The sequence below is a fragment of the Mesorhizobium sp. 01N446 genome (assembly GCF_056399285.1).
In genome coordinates, this window is record NZ_JBFTRA010000001.1 from 323,818 (window position 1) to 345,341 (window position 21,524).

Annotated in this window: 20 protein-coding genes; 15 read left to right on the forward strand and 5 right to left on the reverse strand. The window is 65.0% G+C overall.

Annotation, left to right across the window (positions count from 1 at the left end; translation table 11 throughout):
* Positions 1–1,037: 1,037 nt before the first annotated feature.
* Complete coding sequence (locus AC1DPX_RS01480) at positions 1,038–1,538, forward strand: MmcB family DNA repair protein (RefSeq protein ID WP_167514825.1); 501 nt, start codon at positions 1,038–1,040, stop codon at positions 1,536–1,538.
* Positions 1,539–1,566: 28 nt separating this feature from the next.
* Here AC1DPX_RS01480 and nhaA read toward each other — a convergent pair whose 3' ends face one another.
* The 5 genes from nhaA to AC1DPX_RS01505 form a co-directional block, all read right to left on the reverse strand.
* Positions 1,567–2,763 carry a Na+/H+ antiporter NhaA gene (nhaA, locus tag AC1DPX_RS01485; protein ID WP_477234104.1) on the reverse strand — a complete coding sequence of 399 codons (1,197 nt, stop codon included), beginning with the start codon at positions 2,761–2,763 and terminating at the stop codon, positions 1,567–1,569.
* Positions 2,764–2,989: 226 nt separating this feature from the next.
* Positions 2,990–3,553 (reverse strand): ActR/PrrA/RegA family redox response regulator transcription factor, encoded by a 564-nt coding sequence (locus tag AC1DPX_RS01490; protein ID WP_010913121.1) that lies wholly within the window; start codon positions 3,551–3,553, stop codon positions 2,990–2,992.
* A 64-nt stretch (positions 3,554–3,617) separates the two neighbouring features.
* Entirely contained in the window at positions 3,618–4,943 is a 1,326-nt protein-coding gene (locus tag AC1DPX_RS01495) for an ActS/PrrB/RegB family redox-sensitive histidine kinase (protein WP_202359221.1), read from the reverse strand.
* A gap of 32 nt (positions 4,944–4,975) precedes the next feature.
* Positions 4,976–7,570: an ATP-dependent helicase HrpB gene (gene hrpB / locus AC1DPX_RS01500; RefSeq protein ID WP_477234106.1), complete on the reverse strand. Its 2,595-nt coding sequence runs from the start codon at positions 7,568–7,570 to the stop codon at positions 4,976–4,978.
* A gap of 47 nt (positions 7,571–7,617) precedes the next feature.
* The gene (locus tag AC1DPX_RS01505) at positions 7,618–8,505 is read right to left on the reverse strand and encodes a DMT family transporter (protein ID WP_477234108.1); all 888 of its coding nucleotides are present in this window, start codon (positions 8,503–8,505) and stop codon (positions 7,618–7,620) included.
* A 26-nt stretch (positions 8,506–8,531) separates the two neighbouring features.
* Here AC1DPX_RS01505 and AC1DPX_RS01510 point away from each other — a divergent pair, with 26 nt between their 5' ends.
* From AC1DPX_RS01510 to dhaK, 14 genes are all read left to right on the forward strand, one after another.
* Entirely contained in the window at positions 8,532–9,230 is a 699-nt protein-coding gene (locus AC1DPX_RS01510; protein WP_477234110.1) for a PIG-L deacetylase family protein, read from the forward strand.
* A gap of 232 nt (positions 9,231–9,462) precedes the next feature.
* The gene (locus AC1DPX_RS01515; RefSeq protein WP_202356497.1) at positions 9,463–10,794 is read left to right on the forward strand and encodes an ABC transporter substrate-binding protein; all 1,332 of its coding nucleotides are present in this window, start codon (positions 9,463–9,465) and stop codon (positions 10,792–10,794) included.
* 111 nt (positions 10,795–10,905) lie between these two features.
* Positions 10,906–11,853, forward strand: a complete 948-nt coding sequence (locus tag AC1DPX_RS01520) for a carbohydrate ABC transporter permease (protein ID WP_477234112.1) — start codon at positions 10,906–10,908, stop codon at positions 11,851–11,853.
* Positions 11,850–12,800: a carbohydrate ABC transporter permease gene (locus AC1DPX_RS01525; RefSeq protein ID WP_183455750.1), complete on the forward strand. Its 951-nt coding sequence runs from the start codon at positions 11,850–11,852 to the stop codon at positions 12,798–12,800. Before AC1DPX_RS01520 ends, AC1DPX_RS01525 begins: the two co-directional genes overlap by 4 nt.
* Complete coding sequence (locus tag AC1DPX_RS01530) at positions 12,797–13,003, forward strand: hypothetical protein (RefSeq protein ID WP_477234114.1); 207 nt, start codon at positions 12,797–12,799, stop codon at positions 13,001–13,003. Before AC1DPX_RS01525 ends, AC1DPX_RS01530 begins: the two co-directional genes overlap by 4 nt.
* Positions 13,004–13,005: 2 nt before the next feature.
* Positions 13,006–14,118, forward strand: a complete 1,113-nt coding sequence (locus AC1DPX_RS01535) for an ABC transporter ATP-binding protein (RefSeq protein ID WP_477234116.1) — start codon at positions 13,006–13,008, stop codon at positions 14,116–14,118.
* Positions 14,111–15,124, forward strand: a complete 1,014-nt coding sequence (locus tag AC1DPX_RS01540; RefSeq protein ID WP_477234118.1) for an ABC transporter ATP-binding protein — start codon at positions 14,111–14,113, stop codon at positions 15,122–15,124. Before AC1DPX_RS01535 ends, AC1DPX_RS01540 begins: the two co-directional genes overlap by 8 nt.
* A 70-nt stretch (positions 15,125–15,194) precedes the next feature.
* Positions 15,195–16,835 (forward strand): dihydroxyacetone kinase subunit DhaK, encoded by a 1,641-nt coding sequence (locus tag AC1DPX_RS01545; RefSeq protein WP_477234120.1) that lies wholly within the window; start codon positions 15,195–15,197, stop codon positions 16,833–16,835.
* Positions 16,836–16,907: 72 nt separating this feature from the next.
* Complete coding sequence (gene dhaL, locus AC1DPX_RS01550; RefSeq protein WP_477234122.1) at positions 16,908–17,510, forward strand: dihydroxyacetone kinase subunit DhaL; 603 nt, start codon at positions 16,908–16,910, stop codon at positions 17,508–17,510.
* Positions 17,507–17,896, forward strand: a complete 390-nt coding sequence (gene dhaM / locus AC1DPX_RS01555; RefSeq protein ID WP_202356504.1) for a dihydroxyacetone kinase phosphoryl donor subunit DhaM — start codon at positions 17,507–17,509, stop codon at positions 17,894–17,896. Before dhaL ends, dhaM begins: the two co-directional genes overlap by 4 nt.
* Before the next feature lie 21 nt (positions 17,897–17,917).
* A complete protein-coding gene (locus tag AC1DPX_RS01560; RefSeq protein WP_202356505.1) occupies positions 17,918–18,220 on the forward strand; it encodes an HPr family phosphocarrier protein in 303 nt (100 codons plus the stop codon).
* Between the two features lie 41 nt (positions 18,221–18,261).
* Entirely contained in the window at positions 18,262–19,836 is a 1,575-nt protein-coding gene (gene ptsP, locus AC1DPX_RS01565) for a phosphoenolpyruvate--protein phosphotransferase (protein ID WP_477234124.1), read from the forward strand.
* Positions 19,837–19,847: 11 nt separating this feature from the next.
* Positions 19,848–20,273, forward strand: coding sequence for a hypothetical protein (locus AC1DPX_RS01570; protein WP_019862863.1), 426 nt, complete (start codon positions 19,848–19,850; stop codon positions 20,271–20,273).
* A 31-nt stretch (positions 20,274–20,304) separates the two neighbouring features.
* Positions 20,305–21,291, forward strand: a complete 987-nt coding sequence (gene dhaK / locus AC1DPX_RS01575; protein ID WP_477234126.1) for a dihydroxyacetone kinase subunit DhaK — start codon at positions 20,305–20,307, stop codon at positions 21,289–21,291.
* The last annotated feature ends 233 nt before the right edge of the window (positions 21,292–21,524 follow it).

Here is a 21,524-nt window from a genome sequence, read left to right on the forward strand (position 1 = left end):
CCCGTTGCTCCGTAAGCGATCGCGCCTTGGATGCACCGCTTGCCACGCACCTGTAGAAACGACCCGGCACGCTCGCAGTCGGGGGGACATGGGGTCGTGCCGGGTCGTTGCGGGTCAGGCTTTGGGATCGTCTCCGCACTGCCTAAGCTATATGCATATTAGCTACAGCTCAATTGAGACTGAAGTCCCGTCCACGGACAGGCCGGGTGTTGAGGGTAGAACCTGTCCTGCTGTTTCCAGCGTATGCATATTTGACCGAGCAGATACACCCAAAAGAAGTCGGGATCGGTTCTTGAAGGCTTGATTTGAAGGGCATACCGTTGGCCCAATGGGGCTGGGTGATGCAATGTTGAACGATGGAAAAGACGAGCCGTTTTGGGTTTTGGACCTTGACGCTCTGCGCAGGGCTTTCGAAACGTATGTTCAAGAGCACAAGACAACGGCTGCGGAGTGGGGGGAACACGCCAAGCGGTTCCTCGAAAAACAACGCATTCGTCAGCGCGAATCGAACTGATTCAGAGCCGCACCAGTCCACTGGATCGACTCGACTTTCCTCCTGCCGAACTCCTGCGGGTCTGCATCGGTCATAGGTCTGCCCGAATATGCAATCGCCCCGCGCAAGGCGATTATCTGGTTTACAAACCTAGAAGTGAAATAGGTATTTGCCCTTGACAGGCCGGAAACCGGAGGCAGGCCGCTATCATTCTTTAATATATAACTCGAAAAAGGATACAACTATCCCAATAATGACGGCTACATGAAGCGTCAAATAAACGTACAGAAGGGACCTTCTCTCGGTTTTTCGCCAGTGAATTGCTTTTATATCTAAAATACTGAAATATATAAATATAACGACTGGCGTGAACGCGAGAAAAAACGCTGGAAGTGGCACAGGACGCCTCAAAGACCCTACGGAATTCGAAACGTGCCGTGCGCAGCTTCCGAAAGCTACCACCCATAGGGAAGACGGGAATACTTCAGATCGCCCTCTGCAAAAAGGGTTCAAACCGTGAACAAAGTCTGGCATGGTGCCTGCCATGCCGATCATTTCCCCTATCGCAATCAACCCGCTCATCGACGGTCGCCAGTCCGAACGCGCCATGCTGGTGCGGCGGGGCGTGCAGCGGCTGCTGATGGCAATGGGCGCGCATGTGCTGCCTGAACTGTCGCTGGCGACCGGCCGCCGCGCCGACCTCGTGGCACTGACCCGCCAGGGCGACATCTGGATCATCGAGATCAAATCCTCGATCGAGGATTTCCGCGTCGACCGCAAATGGCCCGATTACCGGCTGCATTCCGATCGCTTCTTCTTCGCGACCCATCCCGGCGTGCCGGCGGAAATCTTCCCCGAGGAGTGCGGCTTCATCCTCTCCGACGGCTACGGCGCCGAGATTCTGCGCGATGCGCCGGAGCACCGCATGGCGGCGGCGACGCGCAAGGCGCTGATGCTGCGGATCGCGCGCGCCGGTGCGGCGCGGCTGCTGGCGGCGGAGCTGGCAGGCGTCTCGGTGCCGGCGCTGGAGGGGGAGAGCGAGTAGCTCGAAGAACCCAGGTTTGTTGACCGCCCTACTCCGTCTCCTCTTCCGTCCCACCTGCCGCCGGCGCCATCAGCAGAACGGCGGCGCCAAGAATGGCGGCGATGAAGGAGCCGGCGAGGATGCCGACCTTGACCGCATCCTGCAGGGCGACATCGCTGGCGAAGGCGAGCAGGCCGATGAACAGGCTCATGGTGAAGCCGATGCCGCAGAGCAGCGAGATGCCGATCATGTGCGACCAGCCGGCATGCGCGGGTAGGTCGGCGAGGCCAAGCCTGATGGCAAGCACCGAGGAACCGAACACCCCGACCAGCTTACCGACCACGAGGCCGGCGGCGACGCCCAGCGTCAGCGGCTCGATCAGCGCGCCGAAACTGAGGCCGGCGAGCGAAACGCCGGCATTGGCAAAGCCGAAGATCGGGATGACGAAAAAGGGTACGATCCTGTGCAAGCCATGCTCGAGCCGGTGCAGCGGCGAATGGTCAAGGTCGTGGCCGATCCCGGCGGAGCGTTCGAGCGGAATGGTCAGCGCCAGCGCAACGCCGGCAAGCGTGGCATGGACGCCCGATTTCAGCACCAGCACCCACAGGATTGCGCCGAGCACGAGATAGGGCACCAGCGTCATCACCCGCATGCGGTTGAGGACGACAAGCGCCGCAATGACGGCGAAGGCGGCGCCGAGATAGGCGAGCGACAGGCCGCTCGTATAGAAGATGGCGATGATGATGACCGCGCCGAGGTCGTCGATGATGGCGAGCGCGGTCAGGAAGACCTTCAGCGAGGCCGGCACGCGGCTGCCGAGCAGCGACAAAACGCCGAGCGCGAAGGCGATGTCGGTGGCGGTCGGGATCGCCCAGCCGGAAAGTGCCGCCGAATTGTCGCGGTTGACCAGGACATAGACCAGCGCCGGAACCACCATGCCGCCGGCCGCGGCAATGCCGGGCAGGACGCGACGCGGCCAGGTCGACAGCTGGCCGTCCAGCATCTCGCGCTTGATCTCCAACCCGACGAGCAGGAAGAACACCGCCATCAGCCCGTCATTGACCCAGTGCGACACGCTGAGCGGGCCTAGATAGGCATGCAGAACGGAGAAATAGGTCTCGGCGAGCGACGAGTTGGCGACGATCAGCGCCAGGGCGGCCGCGATCATCAGGATGATGCCGCCGGCCGCCTCGCTGTCGAGGAATTCGCGGAAGACGGAAACCGGCCGCTGCTTCAAACCCTGCATGTCGCCTCCGTTATGCCGCCTCATTCTCGATGATGCTCAAACTCCAGTCTCCGGGCAAGTAATCGGACCGTCTTTCAGTGCCTCAGAGACTGTTTCGAAATTCGCTCCGGCGAGTCATATGGTGGTGGTTTCGAGAACCGGAGCGGAGCGGACATTTGGGTCCGTGAGCACCGGAAGCGCAGAAAACGCCATCAGATGGCCGCCGGAGTAGAATTTCCAAACAGTCTCAGCGCGGCGCGCGCTTGGCCAGTATGCGCTGCAGCGTGCGGCGGTGCATGTTGAGCCGGCGCGCTGTCTCGGAAACGTTGCGCTCGCACATCTCGTAGACGCGCTGGATATGCTCCCAACGCACACGGTCGGCCGACATCGGGTTTTCCGGCGGCGCGGCGCGCTCGCCCGAGGTGCGGGTGAGCGCGGCGAAGATGTCGTCGGCGTCGGCGGGCTTCGACAGATAATCGACAGCGCCAAGCTTCACCGCGGTCACCGCGGTGGCGATGTTGCCGTAGCCGGTCAGGATGATGGTGCGGGAATCCTCGCGCTTCTCGCGGATGGCCGCGACGACGTCGAGGCCGTTGCCGTCGCCGAGCCGCATGTCGACCACGGCGTAGGCCGGCGGGTTGGCGCGAGCCTTGCCCACCGCCTCCTCGACGCTCTCGGCGGTCTCGACCACAAAACCCCTGGTTTCCATGGCGCGGGCGAGACGCGTGAGGAACGGCTTGTCGTCATCGACGATCAGAAGCGAGGTGTCCTCGCCTTCAACCATTGCGCCAATATTTTCATCGCCTGTCATCGTCGTGAGAATTCCTGCTGCCTTAATTTTACGCAGATATAGTTTTGCGCCGCTATTGTCCAATTTACGCAGTGTCAAACATGGTGGCCGGGGCCGTTTCCGGGTTCAGAAAGACTGTTCTCGGCCACGAAATCTGTACCACGGCGCCCTCGCCCAGGCCGCTCGAATTGCGGAAGTCGAGTGTGGCGCCCGAGCGTTCGAGCAGGGTCTTGGCGATGAACAGGCCGAGCCCCAGGCCGCCGCCGGCCTCGGTGCCCTGGCGCGTCGACATATAGGGCTCGCCGATACGGTCGATGATTTCGGGCGGGAAACCAGGCCCGTCGTCGATGATCGAGAAGGTGACGGCGGCCTCGTCCCAGCTCCAGCGCACGGTGACGCTCTTGCGGGCGAAATCGACGGCGTTCTCGACCAGATTGCCGAGGCCGTAGATGACGCCCGGATTGCGGCGCCCGACCGGCTCCGGCCCGGTGCGTTCACCCGGGCGAAGCTTGATCGAGATACCGAAGTCGCGATGCGGCGCGGTGACCTCCTCGACCAGCGAGGTCAGCGGCAAGCGGGACAGATGCGCCTCGCCTTCGGACGACAGGCTGGTCAGGCGCTTGAGAATCTCGCGGCAGCGTTCGCTCTGCGAGCGCAGCAGCTTGACGTCTTCGCCGTACTTTGGATCGCTGCCGAGCGCCTTTTCCATCTCCTTGGCGACGAGCGTGATGGTGGCGAGCGGCGTGCCGAGCTCATGCGCGGCCGCCGCCGCCAGGCCGTCGAGCGCCGAAAGGTGCTGTTCGCGCTGCAGCACCAGTTCGGTGGCGGCGAGCGCATTGGCCAGAAGCCGCGCTTCGGCGGCCACCCGGAAGGCATAGATGGCGGTGAAGGCGATCGAGGACAGCACCGCCATCCACATGCCGGCGACATAGATGAAGGGCATGGCCAGCGGCGCGCCTTCATACCAGGGCAACGGCAGATGGATGAACACCAGCAAGGTTGCGGCCAGCATCACCAGCCCGCCGAGGATGGCGGTGAGGCGCAAGGGCAGCGATGTCGCCGAAATGACGACAGGCACGGTCATCAGCAGCGAGAACGGATTGGTCAGGCCGCCGGTCATATAGAGAAGCCCGGCAAGCTGCAGGCTGTCGAAGATCAGGATGCCGAAGGCGGCAAACGGGGTGAGCCGGTGCGCCGCCGGAAACCGGAAGGCCAGGAACAGGTTCATCCAGGCCGAACAGGCGATCAGGGCAAAACACAGGCTGACCGGGAGCGGGAATTTCAACCCATAGGCGACGACGAGCACCGCGACGCTCTGGCCGACAATGGCCAGCCAGCGCAGCCGGATCAGCGTGTTGAGGCGCAGCCGCTGGCTCTGCTGGAAATCGGGCGCGTTCAGGATGTTGATCATGGCCAAGGATTATAGCCGGGAAAGGAGGAGCGCTAGGTCCCGCGTGGCTTGGCACGGGCGGTAGCGGCGGCAAGCAGCGGATTTTCCGGCCAGACATGCTTGGGATAGCGGCCGCGCATGTCGGCGCGCACGTCGGCCCAGGAGCCGCGCCAGAAACCGGGCAGGTCGCGTGTCGTCTGGATCGGCCTATGTGCTGGCGACAGCAGCTCAAGTGTCAGCGGCACCGTGCCGTTGGCAATCGAGGGGTGGCGGTCGAGGCCGAACAGTTCCTGCACGCGTACCGCCAGCACCGGCCATTCGCCGTCATAGCGGATCGGCACATGGCTGCCGGACGGGGCGTCGAAATGCGTTGGCGCCAGCGCATCGACCTTGCGCTGCAGCTCATGCGGCACAAGCGAGGCCAGGCCGGCCGAGACGACGCCGGGATCGATGGCGGCAAAGGAGGCCGCCCCCGACAGGAAGGGCAGCAGCCAGTCGTCGAGGCGGTCGATCAGTGCTTCATCCGACATGTCGGGCCAGGGTGCGCCGAGGCCACGATGCAGCCAGGACAAGCGCTGGCGCAGCGTCTCGGCTTCCTTGCTCCAGCTCAGCAGCGACAGGCCGTGTTCGCGCAAGGCGTCAAGGATCGCGCGGTCGGCATCGGCGCCTGAAGGCGCCGGCAGCATGCGCTCGGCGAGCGTGATGGCGCCGAGACGCACGGTTTCTCGCACGCGCACGGCGCGGCGCTCGCGGTCGAAGCTCGCTTGCCGGCGCGTTTCGATCCGGTCGCCAAGCGCGGCGCGGATGTCGTCCTCGCCGACCGCCGCCGCCGCCGTGATGCGCGCATTCTGCGCCTTGCCCTGCAGGTCGGCGACGACCAGAAACGGCTCGCCCGCCAGCGGGTCGGCCGCATCCAGCATGGCGCCGGAGCCATTGGCCAGCACGAAGCGCCCGCGCTCGCCACGCGCCTTGGCGACGCGATCCGGCCAGGCGTTGATGAGGAGGGAACCGACCTTACCCTCCCCCTCGAGGGGAGGGTCGATCCGCGCAGCGGATCGGGGTGGGGTCGCCGGTGGCGTGCTCGACGATGGCGTGCCCGAACCGACCCCACCCCGTCTCCCTCGCGTCGCTTCGCTCTGCTCACTCGCCGACCCTTCCCTCATGGGGGAGGGTAAGGCCTGCCTGGCCAGCCTTTCAGCCAGTTGCCGTGCGGCGGTGGCGCGGGGCGATCTTTCCCCACGAAAGCGCATCAGCCGCCGTTCGAGATCGGCGCCATCGCCGCCAAGGCCGCGTTCGGTGAGCAGCACCGCCAGCATGGCCGCCTCACCGGCATGGCCACTGCTGGCTGCCTCGGCGACCATATGCGCCAGCCGCACGGGCAGAGCGAGCTTGCGCATCGAAGCGCCCGCTTCCGTCAGGCGCCCCGCCTCGTCGATGGCATGGAGCGCGCGCAGCAGCACCTTCGCCTCGTTGAGCGCGGGTGCGGGCGGCGGATCAAGGAAGGCGAGACCGGTCGGATCGGCGACACCGAAGGCGGCACAGTCGAGCAGCAGGCCCGAAAGATCCGCTTCGAGGATTTCCGGTGGCGTGAAGGCGGGAAGTGCCGCCGTCTGTTCGGCACGCCAGAGCCGGATGGCGACGCCGGCTTGCGTGCGCCCGGCGCGGCCGGCGCGCTGGTCGGCGGATGCCTTGCTGACGCGAACCGTCTCCAGCCGCGTCAGGCCGCTGGCCGGCTCGTAGCGCGGCAGCCGCGACAGGCCGGAATCGATGACGACGCGCACACCGTCGATGGTGATGGAGGTCTCGGCAATCGACGTCGCCAGCACCACCTTGCGGCGGCCGGCCGGCGCCGGCTTGATGGCGGCGTCCTGCGCCTTGCCGTCGAGCTGGCCATAGAGCGGGACGATGTCGGCGTCGGCGCCGACCTTGCCGGCCAGCCGCTCAGTGGTGCGCTCGATCTCGCGCTGGCCGGGCAGGAAGGCGAGCACGCTGCCGCTCTCGCCGGCAAGGGCGGCGCGGATCGCCTTGGCCATGGCGTCCTCGATCCGGACGCCGGCCGGCCGTTCGTCGTAGCTTATGTCGACGGGGAAGGCGCGGCCTTCGCTTTCGATCACCGGCGCGCCCGACAGGAGTTTCGCGACACGGGCGCCATCCAGCGTCGCCGACATCACCAGCAGACGCAGGTCCGGCCGCAGTGCGCCCTGCACGTCGAGCGCCAGCGCCAGACCGAAATCGCCGTCGAGCGAGCGCTCGTGGAATTCGTCGAAGATGACTGCCGAGACGCCGGCCAGTTCGGGATCGTCGAGGATCATGCGCGCCAGCACGCCCTCGGTGACGACCAATATGCGGGTCCTGGCCGAGGCGCGGTTTTCCATGCGCATCGCGTAGCCGACCGTGCCGCCCGGCTCCTCATCAAGCAATTGCGCCATGCGGCGGGCCGCGGCGCGGGCGGCGAGCCGGCGCGGCTCGAGCAGCACGATCTTGCCCGCACCCAGCCACGGCGCATCGAGCAGCGCCAACGGCACCAGCGTCGTCTTGCCGGCGCCGGGCGGCGCCACCAGCACGGCGCTGTTGCCAGCGCCAAGCGCTTCGCTGAGCGCCGGGAGCACGGCGGATACCGGAAGCTCCGGCAGGGATCTTTTCGTCATCGCGTCCGCATATCAGCGGTCACGGTCGCCGTGCAACCGGCGCCGGCTCAAAGCCGGGTGCGCGCAAACGGGTTCCAGCGCACGGTGCCCAGCCGCACCTCCTCGCGCACCATGGTCAGCAGGCCGGAACCGCCGACCACCGCAAGGCCGACCAGCGTCAGCCAGTCGGGGTATTCCTGGAAAAACAGCGCGCCGAGGATGACCGCCCAGACGATCTGCGAATAATGCGTCGGCGCGATCCGGTTGGCGGGAGCGTATTTGGCCGCGAGCAGTTGCATGAATTGCCCGCCGGCGGTGAAGGCGCCCGCCATCGCCAGCCAGACGAACTGCATGGCGTTCGGAAGAGTGAACGACGCAGCGGCGCCGGCCCCGTTGAACAGCAGGCCATAGCCGACAAGCACGCCAAGCATCGAGGTGCGCTTCTCCTGCTGGGCGAGCGAGCGCAGCAGGATGACGCTGGTCGCGGCGAGGAAGGCGTTCACGAAGGCGGCCAGATGGCCGAGGTTCAATTCGCGAAAACCCGGCCGCACCACCAGCATCACCCCAGCAAAGCCGGCGACGACGGCCAGCCACCGCCACGGACCGACCTTTTCCTTCAGGATGACGGTGGACAGGATGGTGACCAGCAAGGGCGCCAGGAAGATCAGCGCGTAGACCTCGGCCAGCGGAATGTGGGTGAAGGCATAGACGCTGAGCACGCCGGACGCGATGCCGGCCCAGGCGCGCGCCTGCACCGCCCATGGCCGCTTCATGAGCCAGAAATCGCGCCAGCGTTCACCCGCCGGGCGGGTGAAGAACAGGAAAAAGCCGGCAAACAAGGTAACGAAGAAGCCGATCTCGAAGACGGTGAACTGTCCGCCCAGGCTCTTGATAACGGCATCGCTGCCCGAATAGCTTGCATAGGCGATCAGGGCGAGCAGGATTCCGTTCGGCACGTTTTTCATTTCCGGGAGAGAGTGGTTTGAAAATATTGGCGCTCGGTGCGCATCCGGACGACATCGAGATCTTCATGTTCGGTACGATGGCCGCCTACGCGGCGCAAGGCGCAGAGCTGACTTTTGCCGTGGCCACGGATGGGGCCAAGGGCGGCAAGAGCGATGCCACGGTCCTCGCCGGCGTCCGTCGCGAGGAAGCGACAGCCGCGGCCGCCCTGCTTGGTGCCGCGCCGCGCTTCCTCGACTTTCCCGATGGCGCGCTGGTGGCCGATGCCGCGCTGATCGGCGCGCTGAAAACGCTGATCCGCGAGACCGGGCCGGAGCTGGTGATCACGCACGCCCCCAACGACTATCACGCCGACCACCGCGCCCTGTCGGACGGCGTGCGCATCGCGGCGTCGTTCGCGGTTCCGGTGCTGCATGCCGACACGATGGGCGGCACCGGATTCTCGCCGACGCACTATGTCGACATATCCGCCTACCGGGACATCAAGACACAGGCGATCCGCATGCACCGGTCACAGCGGCCGGAGCAATATGTCGAGAGGGCGCGCATCCAGAATGAATTTCGCGCCGGCCAATGCAACGCCGTCCCCGGTTCTCTGGCCGAGGCTTTTCGCTTCGAGCCGACATTTCCCTTCGCCGACATACGCGCTTTGCTGCCGCCGGCACCGCCCGTGCGGCCGGTGACGCCACAGACGAACGTCGTCGGCGAGGCCGGCTGAGAGGCAGCCGGAGAAACATCCGGCGATCATTTCCCAACGATTTCAATCATCCGTTTCGTCATGCTGCGACGCAGCAACGAATTCGCTTGCGTTGTTTAGTAAAAATTGCATCACTAAACAAATTACTAAACATCTGCCGCGCTCCGGCGCCGCCATGTTTGGGCCTCTGAGGAGAGAGGTTGAGGGCTCTTGAAACCGTCATCCGGGCGTGTTTCGCAAATGGGAGGAAGGCATGAAATCGAGCTTGAAACTGGCGTTGGGACTGACCTCGGCGATTGCAGCGTCGACAGCCGTCTCGAACGCCGCGCACGCTGAAGACCTGACGCTTTGCTGGGCCGCCTGGGACCCGGCCAACGCGCTTGTCGAACTGTCCAAGGATTTTACCAAGGAAACCGGCATCGGCATGAAATTCGAATTCGTGCCATGGACCAACTATGCCGACCGCTTCCTCAACGAGCTGAACTCGCACGGCAAACTGTGCGACCTGATCATCGGCGACAGCCAGTGGATCGGCGGCGCGGCCGAGAACGGCCACTACGTCAAGCTGAACGACTTCTTCGACAAGGAGAAGATCAGCATGGACGACTTCGTGCCGGCGACCGTCGTCGGTTATTCCGAATGGCCGAAGAACACGCCGAACTACTGGGCGCTGCCGGCCATGGGCGACGTCGTCGGCTGGACCTATCGCAAGGACTGGTTCTCCAAGCCCGAACTGCAGAAGGAATTCAAGGAGAAGTATGGCTGGGATCTCGGCCCGCCGGCCACTTTCGACCAGCTGAAGCAGATCGCCGAGTTCTTCCAGAAGCGGCAGATCGACGGCAAGACCGTCTATGGCGCCTCGATCTACACCGAGCGTGGCTCGGAAGGCATCACCATGGGCGCCATGGATGTGCTCTACAGCTACGGCTTCCAGTATGAGAACCCGAAGAAGCCCTACGAGATGGAAGGCTTCGTCAATTCCGAGAAATCGGTGAAGGGGCTGGAATTCTACAAGGCGCTCTACGATTGCTGCACGCCGCCCGGCGCCTCCAACAGCTATATGGGCGAAGGCGTCGACGCCTTCAAATCCGGCCAGGTGGCCATGCACATGAACTTCGCCTTCACCTGGCCCGGCCTGCAGAAGGACGAGAATGTCGGCGGCGACAAGATCGGCTACTTCGTCAACCCGAAGGGTCCCGACGGCGACCAGTTCGCCCAGCTCGGCGGCCAGGGCATCTCGGTGGTGTCCTATTCCGATAAGCAGGAATCGGCGCTGAAATACATCAAATGGTTCGCCAACAAGGACGTGCAGGCCAAATGGTGGTCGCTCGGCGGCTATTCCTGCCTGAACGCGGTGGTGAAGGACCCGAAATTCCCTGCCAGCCAGCCCTACGCGCAGACCTTCCTCGACTCGATGGCGATCGTGAAGGACTTCTGGGCCGAGCCGAGCTACGCGCCGCTGCTACAGGCATCGCAGAAGCGCTTCCATGACTATGTCGTCGCCGGCCAGGGTTCGGCCAAGGATGCGCTCGACGGCCTGGTCAAGGACTGGACCCAGGTGTTCCAGGACGACGGCAAGATGTAACCGGCTCCTCCCGAGCTAGGACCGAAGCGTCCCGTGCCACCCTTGGCACGGGACGCAGTTCAGATAAATTCCATCACAGAGACGACCCAAGTGACCGAAGCAGGACTGACCATGCTCAATCGGACCGCGGAGAACGTTGCCCGGGCGACCCCGGAACCGTTGGCCCGCAAGGTCCGGGGCATTAGCGACAAGGGCCTCGCCTGGCTGTTCATCTCGCCGACGATCCTGTTGCTGCTGGCCATCAACATCTTCCCGCTGTTCTGGGCGATCTATCTGTCCTTCACCAACTACCGCGCCAACCGGCCGAACGAGGTGGTGAAGAATCTCGGGCTCGCCAACTACCAGCGCATCCTTGGCGACCAGGATATCTGGATCGCGATGCAGACCACGGCGCATTTTGTGTTCTGGACCATCCTGTTGCAGACGCTGATCGGCTTCACGTTGGCCTGGCTGATCGACCGGAAGTTCCGCGGCCACGCCTTCTGGACGACGCTGATCCTGGTGCCGATGATGCTGTCGCCGGCGGTGGTCGGCAATTTCTGGCGCTTCCTCTACGAGCCGCAGATCGGCCTGTTCTCCTATGTCATCTCCTTTGTCAGCGGCATTCCGCCGACAAGCATCCAGATGCTGTCCAACGTGTCGCTGGCGCCGTGGTCGATCATCATCGTCGACACCTGGATGTGGACGCCCTACGTGATGCTGATCTGCCTCGCCGGGCTGCGCTCCATCCCCGAATACATCTATGAGGCGGCCGAGGTCGACCGCGCCTCCAACTGGCGGCAATTCTGGTCGATCACCCTGCCGATGGCGCTGCCCTTCATCATGCTGGCGGTGCTGTTTCGCGGCATCGAGAACTTCAAGATGTTCGACATGGTCAATCTGCTCACCGGCGGCGGGCCGGGCTCGACCACCGAGGTCGCCTCGATCACGCTGAAGCGGCAGGCTTTCGAGAGCTGGCGCACCGGCTATTCCTCGGCCTTCGCCATCATCCTCTTCGTGGCGGTATTCGGACTCGCCAACATCTACGTCAAGGCGCTCAACAAGGTGAAGCAGAGATGAGCCTGACCACTGCCCATTCGGTCGTCGCCCCTTCGGCCAACTCGAAGCGCATCGCCGGTGCGATCATCATCGCCTACGCGCTGATCTCGATCGTGCCGCTGCTGTGGATCTTCGCCACCAGCTTCAAGACGCCGCCGGACTCGATCGCCTATCCGCCCAAGATCGTGTTCCAGCCGAGCATCGAGGGCTATTGCAATCTGTTCACGACACGGACGCGGCAGACGCCGGAATATATCAACTCGCTGGGGCCGGCGACCGGCTTCTGCGACGAGACCGTGCGCAAGCGCAACATGGTGATCGCCGGCCCTTCCAACTTCCTGCCGCGCTTCGTCAATTCGCTGATCATCGCCTTCGGCTCGACCTTCTGCGCGGTCTTTCTCGGCACGCTGTCGGCCTACGGGTTCTCGCGCTTCAAGGTGCCGCTCGCCGACGATCTTCTGTTCTTCATCCTGTCGACGCGCTTCATGCCGCCGATCGCGGTCGCTATCCCGATCTACCTGATGTACCGCGAGCTCGGCCTGTCGGACACCGCACTTGGCATGATCCTGCTCTACACGGCGGTCAACGTGTCGCTGGCGGTGTGGCTCTTGAAAGGCTTCATCGACGAGATCCCGCGCGAATATGAAGAAGCGGCGATGATCGACGGCTACACCAGGCTGCAGGCCTTCTGGCGCACCGTGTTGCCACAGGCGACCACCGGCATCGCCGCGACCGCCATCTTCTGCCTGATCTTCGCCTGGAACGAATATGCCTTCGCCGCGCTGCTGACGTCAGGCTCGGCGCAAACCGCGCCGCCCTTCATCCCGACCATCATCGGTGAAGGCGGCCAGGACTGGCCGGCGGTGGCGGCCGGCACGACGATTTTCCTGGTGCCGATCCTGGTCTTCACCATCCTGCTTCGCAAGCAATTGCTGCGCGGCATCACCTTCGGTGCGGTGCGCAAATGAGCATGACCAATCCCGTCAAACGCAAATCGCGCTGGCCGGTCTGGGCCCGGCGCGGCCTGATGGAAAACATCGCGACGGCGCTGATCGCCATCGGCTTCCTGATGCTGTTCCAGCCCTTCGCGCTGTCGCTCTACACCTATTCCTTCATCACCATGCTCACCGGCACCGTGATGTTCATCATCGTCTCGAAATTCCCGGAATAACCATGGCCGAGATCCGTGTTCAGCACCTGAGAAAGGCCTTCGGCGATTTCGTCGCCGTGCAGGATTCCAATTTCGTCGTCGAGGATGGCGAGTTCTTCGTCATGCTTGGACCCTCGGGCTGCGGCAAGACGACGACACTGCGCATGATCGCCGGGCTCGAGCTGCCGACGGGCGGCGAGATCCTGCTCGGCGGCGAGGACGTCACCATGTTGCGGGCACGCGAGCGCGACATCGCCTTCGTCTTCCAGCTGTTTGCGCTCTATCCGCACATGAATGTGCGCAAGAACATCGGCTTTCCCCTGCTGGCGCAAGGCATGCCGTCGGCCGAAATCCGCACCCGAGTCGAGGAGACGGCGAGGCTTTTGCGCATCGACCATCTGCTCAACAAATCCGTCTCTGGCCTTGCCGGCGGCGACCGCCAGCGCGTGGCGCTCGGCCGCGCCATCGTACGGCGGCCGAAGTGCTTCCTGATGGACGAGCCGCTCGGCACGCTCGATACCGAATTCCGCGACCTCATGGTCCACGAGCTGCGCGAGCTGCACAACCGCATCCACGCGACCACCGTCTACGTCACGCACGACCAGATGGAAGCGATGTCGATGGCCGACAAGATCGCCGTCATGAACCACGGCGTCATCGAACAGTTCGGTACACCGCGTGAAATCTACGACCGCCCGGCGACCATGTTCGTCGCCGACTTCATCGGCTCGCCGCCAATGAATTTTCTGGGCTTCGGCGGCGGGCTCGCCAAGGGAGCGAAGGAGGTCGTCGTCCAGGGCGCGAAGGTGGCGGTGCCGGAGGTGCGCGAGGATGTAGCACCCAGCGACATGGCGCTTGGGATCCGGCCCGAACACATCCGCTTCGACGATGCCTCGAAGCTGCGCGGCGCCATCTATGGAACGGAATATCTCGGCACCACGCAGATCGTCGCCGTGGAGACGGCGGACGGCATCATCAAGGCGCGGGTGCCGGCAGAAATCCGGCTCAATGCCGGCGATCATGTCGGTCTCGCGCTGAACAGCGCGCGGCTGTCGCTGTTCGACAAGGGATCGGGCCGCGCGGTGAGAACCGCGGTCCACGACACCGCCTCTCAAGGGAGAGCGCAGCATGGCTGACGTGCACATCAAGAACGTGACCAAGAGCTTTGGCGAGCACGTCGCCGTCGACGGTCTCGACCTGCATATCGCCGACGGCGAATTCGTCGTGCTGCTCGGGCCGACAGGCGCCGGCAAGACGACGACGCTGCGGCTGATTGCCGGGCTGGAACGGCCGGACAGCGGCACGATCGAAATCGGCGGCCACAACGCCACAATGCTGTCGCCGGCCGAGCGCGACACGGCCTTCGTGTTCCAGCAATACTCGCTCTATCCGCATCTGTCGGTCTACGACAACCTCGCCTTCCCGCTGCGCTCGCCGGCGCGGAAAATCCCGGAGGACCAGATCCGCCGGCGGGTCGAAGAGGTGGCGAAGATGGTGCGCATCCATCACAAGCTCGCCAACCGCTCCACCAAGCTGTCCGGCGGCGAAATGCAGCGCGTCGCCATCGGCCGGGCTCTGGTGCGCAAGCCCGCCATCTATCTGATGGACGAGCCGCTGTCGTCGCTCGACGCCAAGCTGCGGGCGGATTTGCGGCTGGAGTTGAAGCGCATCCAGTCCGAACTCGGAGCCACCATGCTCTATGTCACGCACGACCAGATCGAGGCGATGACCATGGCCGACCGCATCGGCATCCTCGCCGAGGGCGTGCTGGTGCAGATCGGTTCACCGCGAACCATTTACTCGGAGCCGGCAAACCTGCATGTCGCGGCAAGGCTCGGCCAGCCGGCAATCAATCTTCTGCCGACCGGCCTTCTGCCCGATGGGGGCGCGCCGGCCGGGACGAAGACGATCGGCGCGCGCACCGAACATCTGTCGATCGAGAAGGCCGCCAATGCCCACGCCGACGGTGTCGTCGATTGGGTCGAGCATCTCGGCGACCAGAACCACCTGCATGTGACGGTGGGGCCGAAGAAGCTGGTGACGCTGACCGACCCCGACACCGATCTCGCACAGGGCGACAAAGTGGTGATCCGCTACCGCTCGCCGCTCTATTTCGGCGCCGACGGACAAAGATTGATGTGAACGGGTTTCGGCGTTTCCCGCCAAGGGTACGCCGCTTGTGATTGACGATCGCGAATACGGGACGAATTCGATGAAGCACTTTTTCAACCGCAGGGAAACGATCGTCACCGAGGCGCTGGACGGCCTGTTGCGCACCATCGGCTCGGGTGACCTCGCGCGCCTCGACGGCTATCCCGAGATCAAGGTCGTGCTGCGCGCCGACTGGGACAAGACGAAGGTCAGCGTCGTCTCCGGCGGCGGCGCCGGGCATGAGCCTTCGCATGCCGGCTTTGTCGGCAAGGGCATGCTGACGGCGGCGGTCTCCGGCGAGATCTTCGCCTCGCCGAGCGTCGAAGCGGTGCTTGCGGCGATCCGCGCGGTCACCGGTCCGGCCGGCTGCCTGCTGATCGTCAAGAATTATACGGGCGACCGCCTCAATTTCGGCCTGGCGGCCGAGAAGGCCCGCGCCGAGGGCTTTCGCGTCGAGATGGTAATCGTCGCCGACGACATAGCTTTGCCTGATATCAACCAGCCACGCGGTGTCGCCGGCACCTTGTTCGTGCACAAGATTTCAGGCCATCTGTCCGAGGCCGGCCACGACCTGGCCGATATCGCGGCGGCGGCGCGGGCGGCGGCGAAGGACATCGTTTCGCTCGGCATGTCACTGTCGTCGTGTTCGATCCCCGGCCAGCCGCATGAAGACCGGTTCGGCGAAAATGATGGCGAGCTTGGCCTTGGCATCCATGGCGAGCCCGGCGTCGAGCGCATCGCGGTGCAAAGCGCCGACCGCCTGGTGGCGATCATGGCTGAGCGCCTGGCGCGGCTCGATCCCCAGGCCAGCCATGCCTTGCTGATCAACAATCTCGGCGCGGTGCCGCCGCTCGAAATGTCGCTGATTGCCAATGCGGTGCTGGCCTCGCCGCTGGCCAGGACCGTCAAGCTGACGATCGGTCCAGGCCCGCTGATGACGGCACTCAACATGAACGGCTTCTCGCTGTCGCTGATCCGGCTCGACGCGGCCCGCGAGGCCGCCTTGCAGGCGCCGGTCGGCCCGCATGCCTGGATGCCGGCCAAGCCGGTCGCGGCGCCTGTCATCGTGCCGATGGCGAAAGCCGTCGGACCAAGTGCGGCGCACAGGGCCAGCCAGGATGCCGGCACCAGGCGCCTGATCGTCACGGTCTGCGAAAGACTGATCTCGCTCGAAGCGACATTGAACGGGCTCGACGCCAAGGCCGGCGACGGCGACACCGGCTCGACGGTGGCGACCGGCGCGCGCAGCGTCCTCGAACGGCTCGACACGCTGCCGCTGGCCAAACCGGTGGCAACCCTGGGCGCGATCGGCGACATACTCAGCGCATCGATGGGCGGCTCCAGCGGCGTTCTGCTGTCGATCTTCTTCACCGCCGCGGCGCAGGCCCTCGGCAGCGGCGCCAGCTTGGCCAAGGCACTGCTTGCCGGGCTTGAGCGGATGACTTTCTACGGCGGCGCAAAGCCTGGCGATCGCACCATGGTCGATGCGCTGGAGCCAGCCCTGAAGGCGCTCGACGCCGACGGTCTGGAAGAGGCAGCGGCGGCCGCCCGGCGCGGCGCCGAGGCCACGGCCGCCATGGAGAAGGCCAAGGCCGGACGATCCGCCTATGTCGGCACCAAATTGCAGGGCGTGGTCGACCCCGGCGCCCATGCGGTGGCCGAGGTGTTCGCGGCCGCCGCCACGCTGCTTGTTTCGGCCTGACGCATGCACCAGTTGTCGAATGACCGTTCTTTCGCTACTGCCGGCAGACTGGAAACCAGGATTTTGGGCGACATGGCGGCGTTGAACCTTGCCAGGCTGATCGCGGTGGCCGCCGATACGATTGCCGCGCACGCCGGGGAATTGACGGCGCTCGACCAGGCGATCGGCGACGGCGACCATGGGCTGAACATGAAGCGCGGCTTCGAGGCCGTGCGGGCCGAGGCTGATGCGTTCGCGGCAAAGCCGCTGCCCGACGCCCTGAAGGCGATCGGCACCAAACTGGTGATGACGGTGGGCGGCGCGTCCGGCCCGCTCTTCGGCACACTGTTCATGGCGCTAGGCAAGGAGATCACGGTGGATCCCGATCGCGCCGGCCTGACGGCTGCCTTCGGCAAGGCGATCGACGCGGTGGCCGCGCGCGGCAAGTCGCAGCCTGGCCAAAAAACCATGCTCGATGTGCTGCAGCCGGTGCGTGACGCCTTGGCCGGCGGCAAGACGGCGGCGGAGATCGCCGACATCGCCGATGCCGCCGCCGAGGCGACCGTGCCGATGAAGGCGCTGCGCGGCCGCGCCTCCTTCCTCGGCGAGCGCTCGATCGGCCATATGGATGCCGGCGCCCGCTCGACCGCGCTGCTGGTGCGCTCGGTGGGGCAAGCGATCGGGGAAAGCGCATGAGCAATGTCGGGATCGTGATCGTGTCGCATTCGCCGCTGGTCGCGGAGGGCACGGCCGACATGGTACGCCAGATGGTGGGCGACGAAGTGCCGCTTGCATGGTGCGGCGGAAACGGTCATGGCGGGCTCGGCACCAGTGTCGAGGCGATCATGGGCGCCATCGACAAGGCCTGGTCCGAAGCCGGCGTCGCCATCCTTGTCGATCTCGGCGGCGCCGAGACCAACTCGGAAATGGCGGTGGAGATGATCGGCGAGCCGCGTGCGCAGAAGATCATCGTCTGCAACGCGCCAATCGTCGAGGGCGCGGTGATGGCCGCGACCGAGTCCTCCGGCGGCGCCACGCTGAAGGAAGTGGTGGCGACGGCGCATGAATTGTCGCCGTCGTGAGTGAACGGGATTTCTGAAAAAATGTCCGCAGCCGCCGAAGCGACCGTCCTGATCACCCACGATGTGGGCCTGCATGCGCGTCCGTCGGTGAAGTTCACCAAGCTGGCCAAGACGTTTGCCGCCGATGTGGAAATTGCGCTTGCCGCCAACGGGCCGTGGTTCGACGCCAAGAGCATCGTCAAGGTGATGGCGGCCAAGGCGCCGAAGGGCACGGTGCTGCATATCAGGGCCAGCGGCGCTGGCGCCGAGGATGCGGTGCGCGCGCTGATCGACCTGGTGCAGCGCGATTTCGACGAGGACGCCGGTCATGTCCGCTCGGCGTGAGGCTGGCGCGCGGCTTCGGCAGCCCACAGGGAATGCGAGCCATGCGGATTGAGGGTGTTCCGGCCTCGGCCGGCTATGCCGAGGGGCCGCTGTTCGACCTCGACCGGCCGCCGGCCGTCTACGCAGGCAAAGCCACATCCGCGGAGGAGAAGACATCGCTGCAAGCCGCCATCGGCAAGGCGGTAAAGCGGCTTTCAGCAATGGTCGAAACTGTCGACAGCGACGCCGCCGGCATACTCGAATTCCACATCGCCATGCTGGAAGACGACGCGCTGAGCGGGCCGGCCTTCGCATCGATCGCTTCGGGGCGGACCGCCGACCTCGCATGGCGGGAGGCGCTCGATGCCGAGATCGCCGGCTACGAGGCCTCCGACCAGGATTATTTCCGCGCCCGTGCCACGGACCTGCGCGATATCAGGGACCAGGTGCTGCGCGCCCTGACCGAAGACGGTGGCAGCACAGCGCCGTCCGGTGCCATCCTGTGTGGTGAGGATATCGCGCCGACGCGCTTTCTCGAAACCGATTGGAGCCATGGCGGCGGCATCGCGCTGAAGGCGGGCAGCACGGCCAGCCATGTCGCCATGCTGGCGCGCTCGCGTGGCGTGCCGATGGTCGTGGGGCTGCGCCAACCGCTTGCCGATCTTGCCGGCGTGGCGCTGCTCGACGCCGAGCACGGCAGCATCGTGCTGGCGCCCTCGCCGGCGGAGATCGGCGCGTTCAGGCAGTCGTCGTCTTCCTTCGCCGCACGCCAGGGCAAGGCGCAAAGGTTTCTGGCGCGGCCGGCGGTGACCAAGGCCGGCACGGCGGTGCGCGTGCAGGTCAACATCGCCGACCCGTCCGATGTCGACGGCATCGACATCGCGACCTGCGACGGGGTCGGCCTGATGCGCACCGAATTCCTGTTCGGCAAGACATTGCCCGATGAAGAGACGCAGTATCGCGCCTATCGCAAGGTGCTGGAATGGGCCGGGGAAAAACCGGTGACGATCCGCACCGTGGATGCCGGCGGCGACAAGCCGGTGCCTGGCTTCACCGTCGAGGAAGGCAATCCGTTCCTCGGGCTGCGCGGCATCAGGCTGTCACTGTCCCGGCTCGACATTTTTCGCGTACAGATCAGGGCATTGCTGCGCGCCGCGCCACACGGCAATCTCAGGGTGATGTTTCCAATGATCGCCGTGGCCGAGGAGTATGAACGCGCAGCCGCCCTGTTCGGCGAGGAACAGGCGGCCCTTGCCGCGCGCGGCGTCGCGCACAAAATGCCGCCGCTCGGCATCATGGTCGAGGTGCCTTCAGTCGCCATCGCGCCGGAGGCGTTCGCCGGCGTCGCCTTCTTCTCGATCGGCTCCAACGATTTGACGCAATATGTGATGGCGGCCGCGCGGGACAACGCTGCCGTGGCCCACCTCAATTCGGTCCGCCATCCGGCGGTGCTGCGGCTGATCGGCTCGGTCACCACCTTTGGACGGGAAAACAACATTCCCGTCAGCCTGTGCGGCGATGCCGGCGGCGATCCGGCCGCGATCCCTTCGCTGATCGAAGCCGGCTTGCGCGACCTGTCCGTCGCGCCGGCGCAACTCGCAATGGCCAAGGCGGCCCTATCTGATGTTTCGGTCTAGGCGCGGCCGGCATGGTTGACATCAAACCCGAACCCGGCTCCGAAGAGGCGATCCGCGCCTACAAGACGATCCTGTCGCAGGTCATCGACCAGCGCCCGTCCGGCATGCGCCAGCGCCTGGCCGACGCGCTCGGCAAGCACCGCAGCTTCGTGACGCAGATTTCAAGCCCGGCCTATACGGTTCCGATACCGTCAAAGCATTTGCCGGCCATTTTTTCCGTCTGCCATTTCAGCCCGGCCGAACGGGATCAGTTCCTCGCCGCCTACCATCAGGCGCATCCGGGGAAAATGTCGATCGCCGCGGGCATGCGCAAGACGCGGCATGTGTCGCTGGTCGTGCCGGATTTCGGCGACGACAAGCAGAATGCGGCGCTCGACCGGGCGATCAACGAATTCATCCAGAAGATCACCAGCATCGCCGGCAAGGGTGGCAGTTGACCATTCTTGCCGGGCTGTTTGGGAGGACGCCATGAAGAAATTTATGAACGCGGTGGACACGGTGCTGACCGAGAGCCTCGACGGTTTCGTGGCAGCCCACGCCGATATCCTCGCGCTTGGCGACGAGCACAAATTCGTCCGCCGCAGGACACTGCGGCCGGGCAAGGTGGCGCTGATCTCCGGCGGCGGCTCGGGCCACGAGCCGTTGCATGCCGGCTTTGTCGGCCACGGCATGCTGGATGCCGCCTGCCCCGGCCAGGTGTTCACCTCGCCGACGCCGGACCAGATGCTGGCGGCGGCGCGAGCCGTCGACAGCGGCGCCGGCTGCCTGTTCATCGTCAAGAACTACGAGGGCGATGTGATGAACTTCGACATGGCGGCCGAGATGTCGGAAGGCGTGCTGCAGGTGGTGACCAATGACGATGTCGCCGTCGAGAATTCGTCCTACACGACCGGCCGGCGCGGCGTCGCCGGCACGCTGGTGGTGGAAAAGATCGTCGGCGCGGCGGCCGAGCATGGCCTGGCGCTGCCCGTGCTGAAGACGCTGGGCGAGCGCGTCAACGCCGCCACCCGCTCGATGGGCGTGGCGCTGACCAGCGGCACCGTGCCAGCCGCCGGCAAACCGACCTTCGACATAAGCGACGGCGAGATGGAATTCGGCGTCGGCATCCATGGCGAGCCCGGCCGCCGGCGCGACACGTTGAAAAGCGCCGACGCGATCGCCGAGGAGATCTGCACCGCCATTCTGGGCGATCTCGGCGACAAGGCGAAAGGCCCGGCGCTGCTGTTCGTCAACGGCTTCGGCGGCACGCCGCTGATGGAGCTCTACCTGATGTACAACAGCGCGCGCAAAATCTTCGAGACCCGCGGCGTAACGATAAGCCGGTCGCTGGTCGGCAGCTATGTCACCTCGCTCGACATGGCCGGTTGCTCGATCACGCTCACCATGCTCGACGACGAGACGACCGGCTGGTGGGACGCGCCTGTCCACACGGCGGCGCTGCGCTGGGGCATGTAGCCGTTCGAGTGCGAGCCCTGGAAGGAGCCATAGGGCTTTCGTTGAGATTGTGCACGGCGATCGATGCACCATCACCCGCTCCCAACCGAGATCACCCCAGAAATAGTCGTCACCATAAGGCCTCCGGCAAGCGCGTCGACCCGCCGGGCCGTTGCTTTTCTTCCCCTAAGTAAGGTAAGGACTCCCGGGGTTTTGGGGAGATAGCGTATGCGTTACAACTGGGAGCGGGCTCC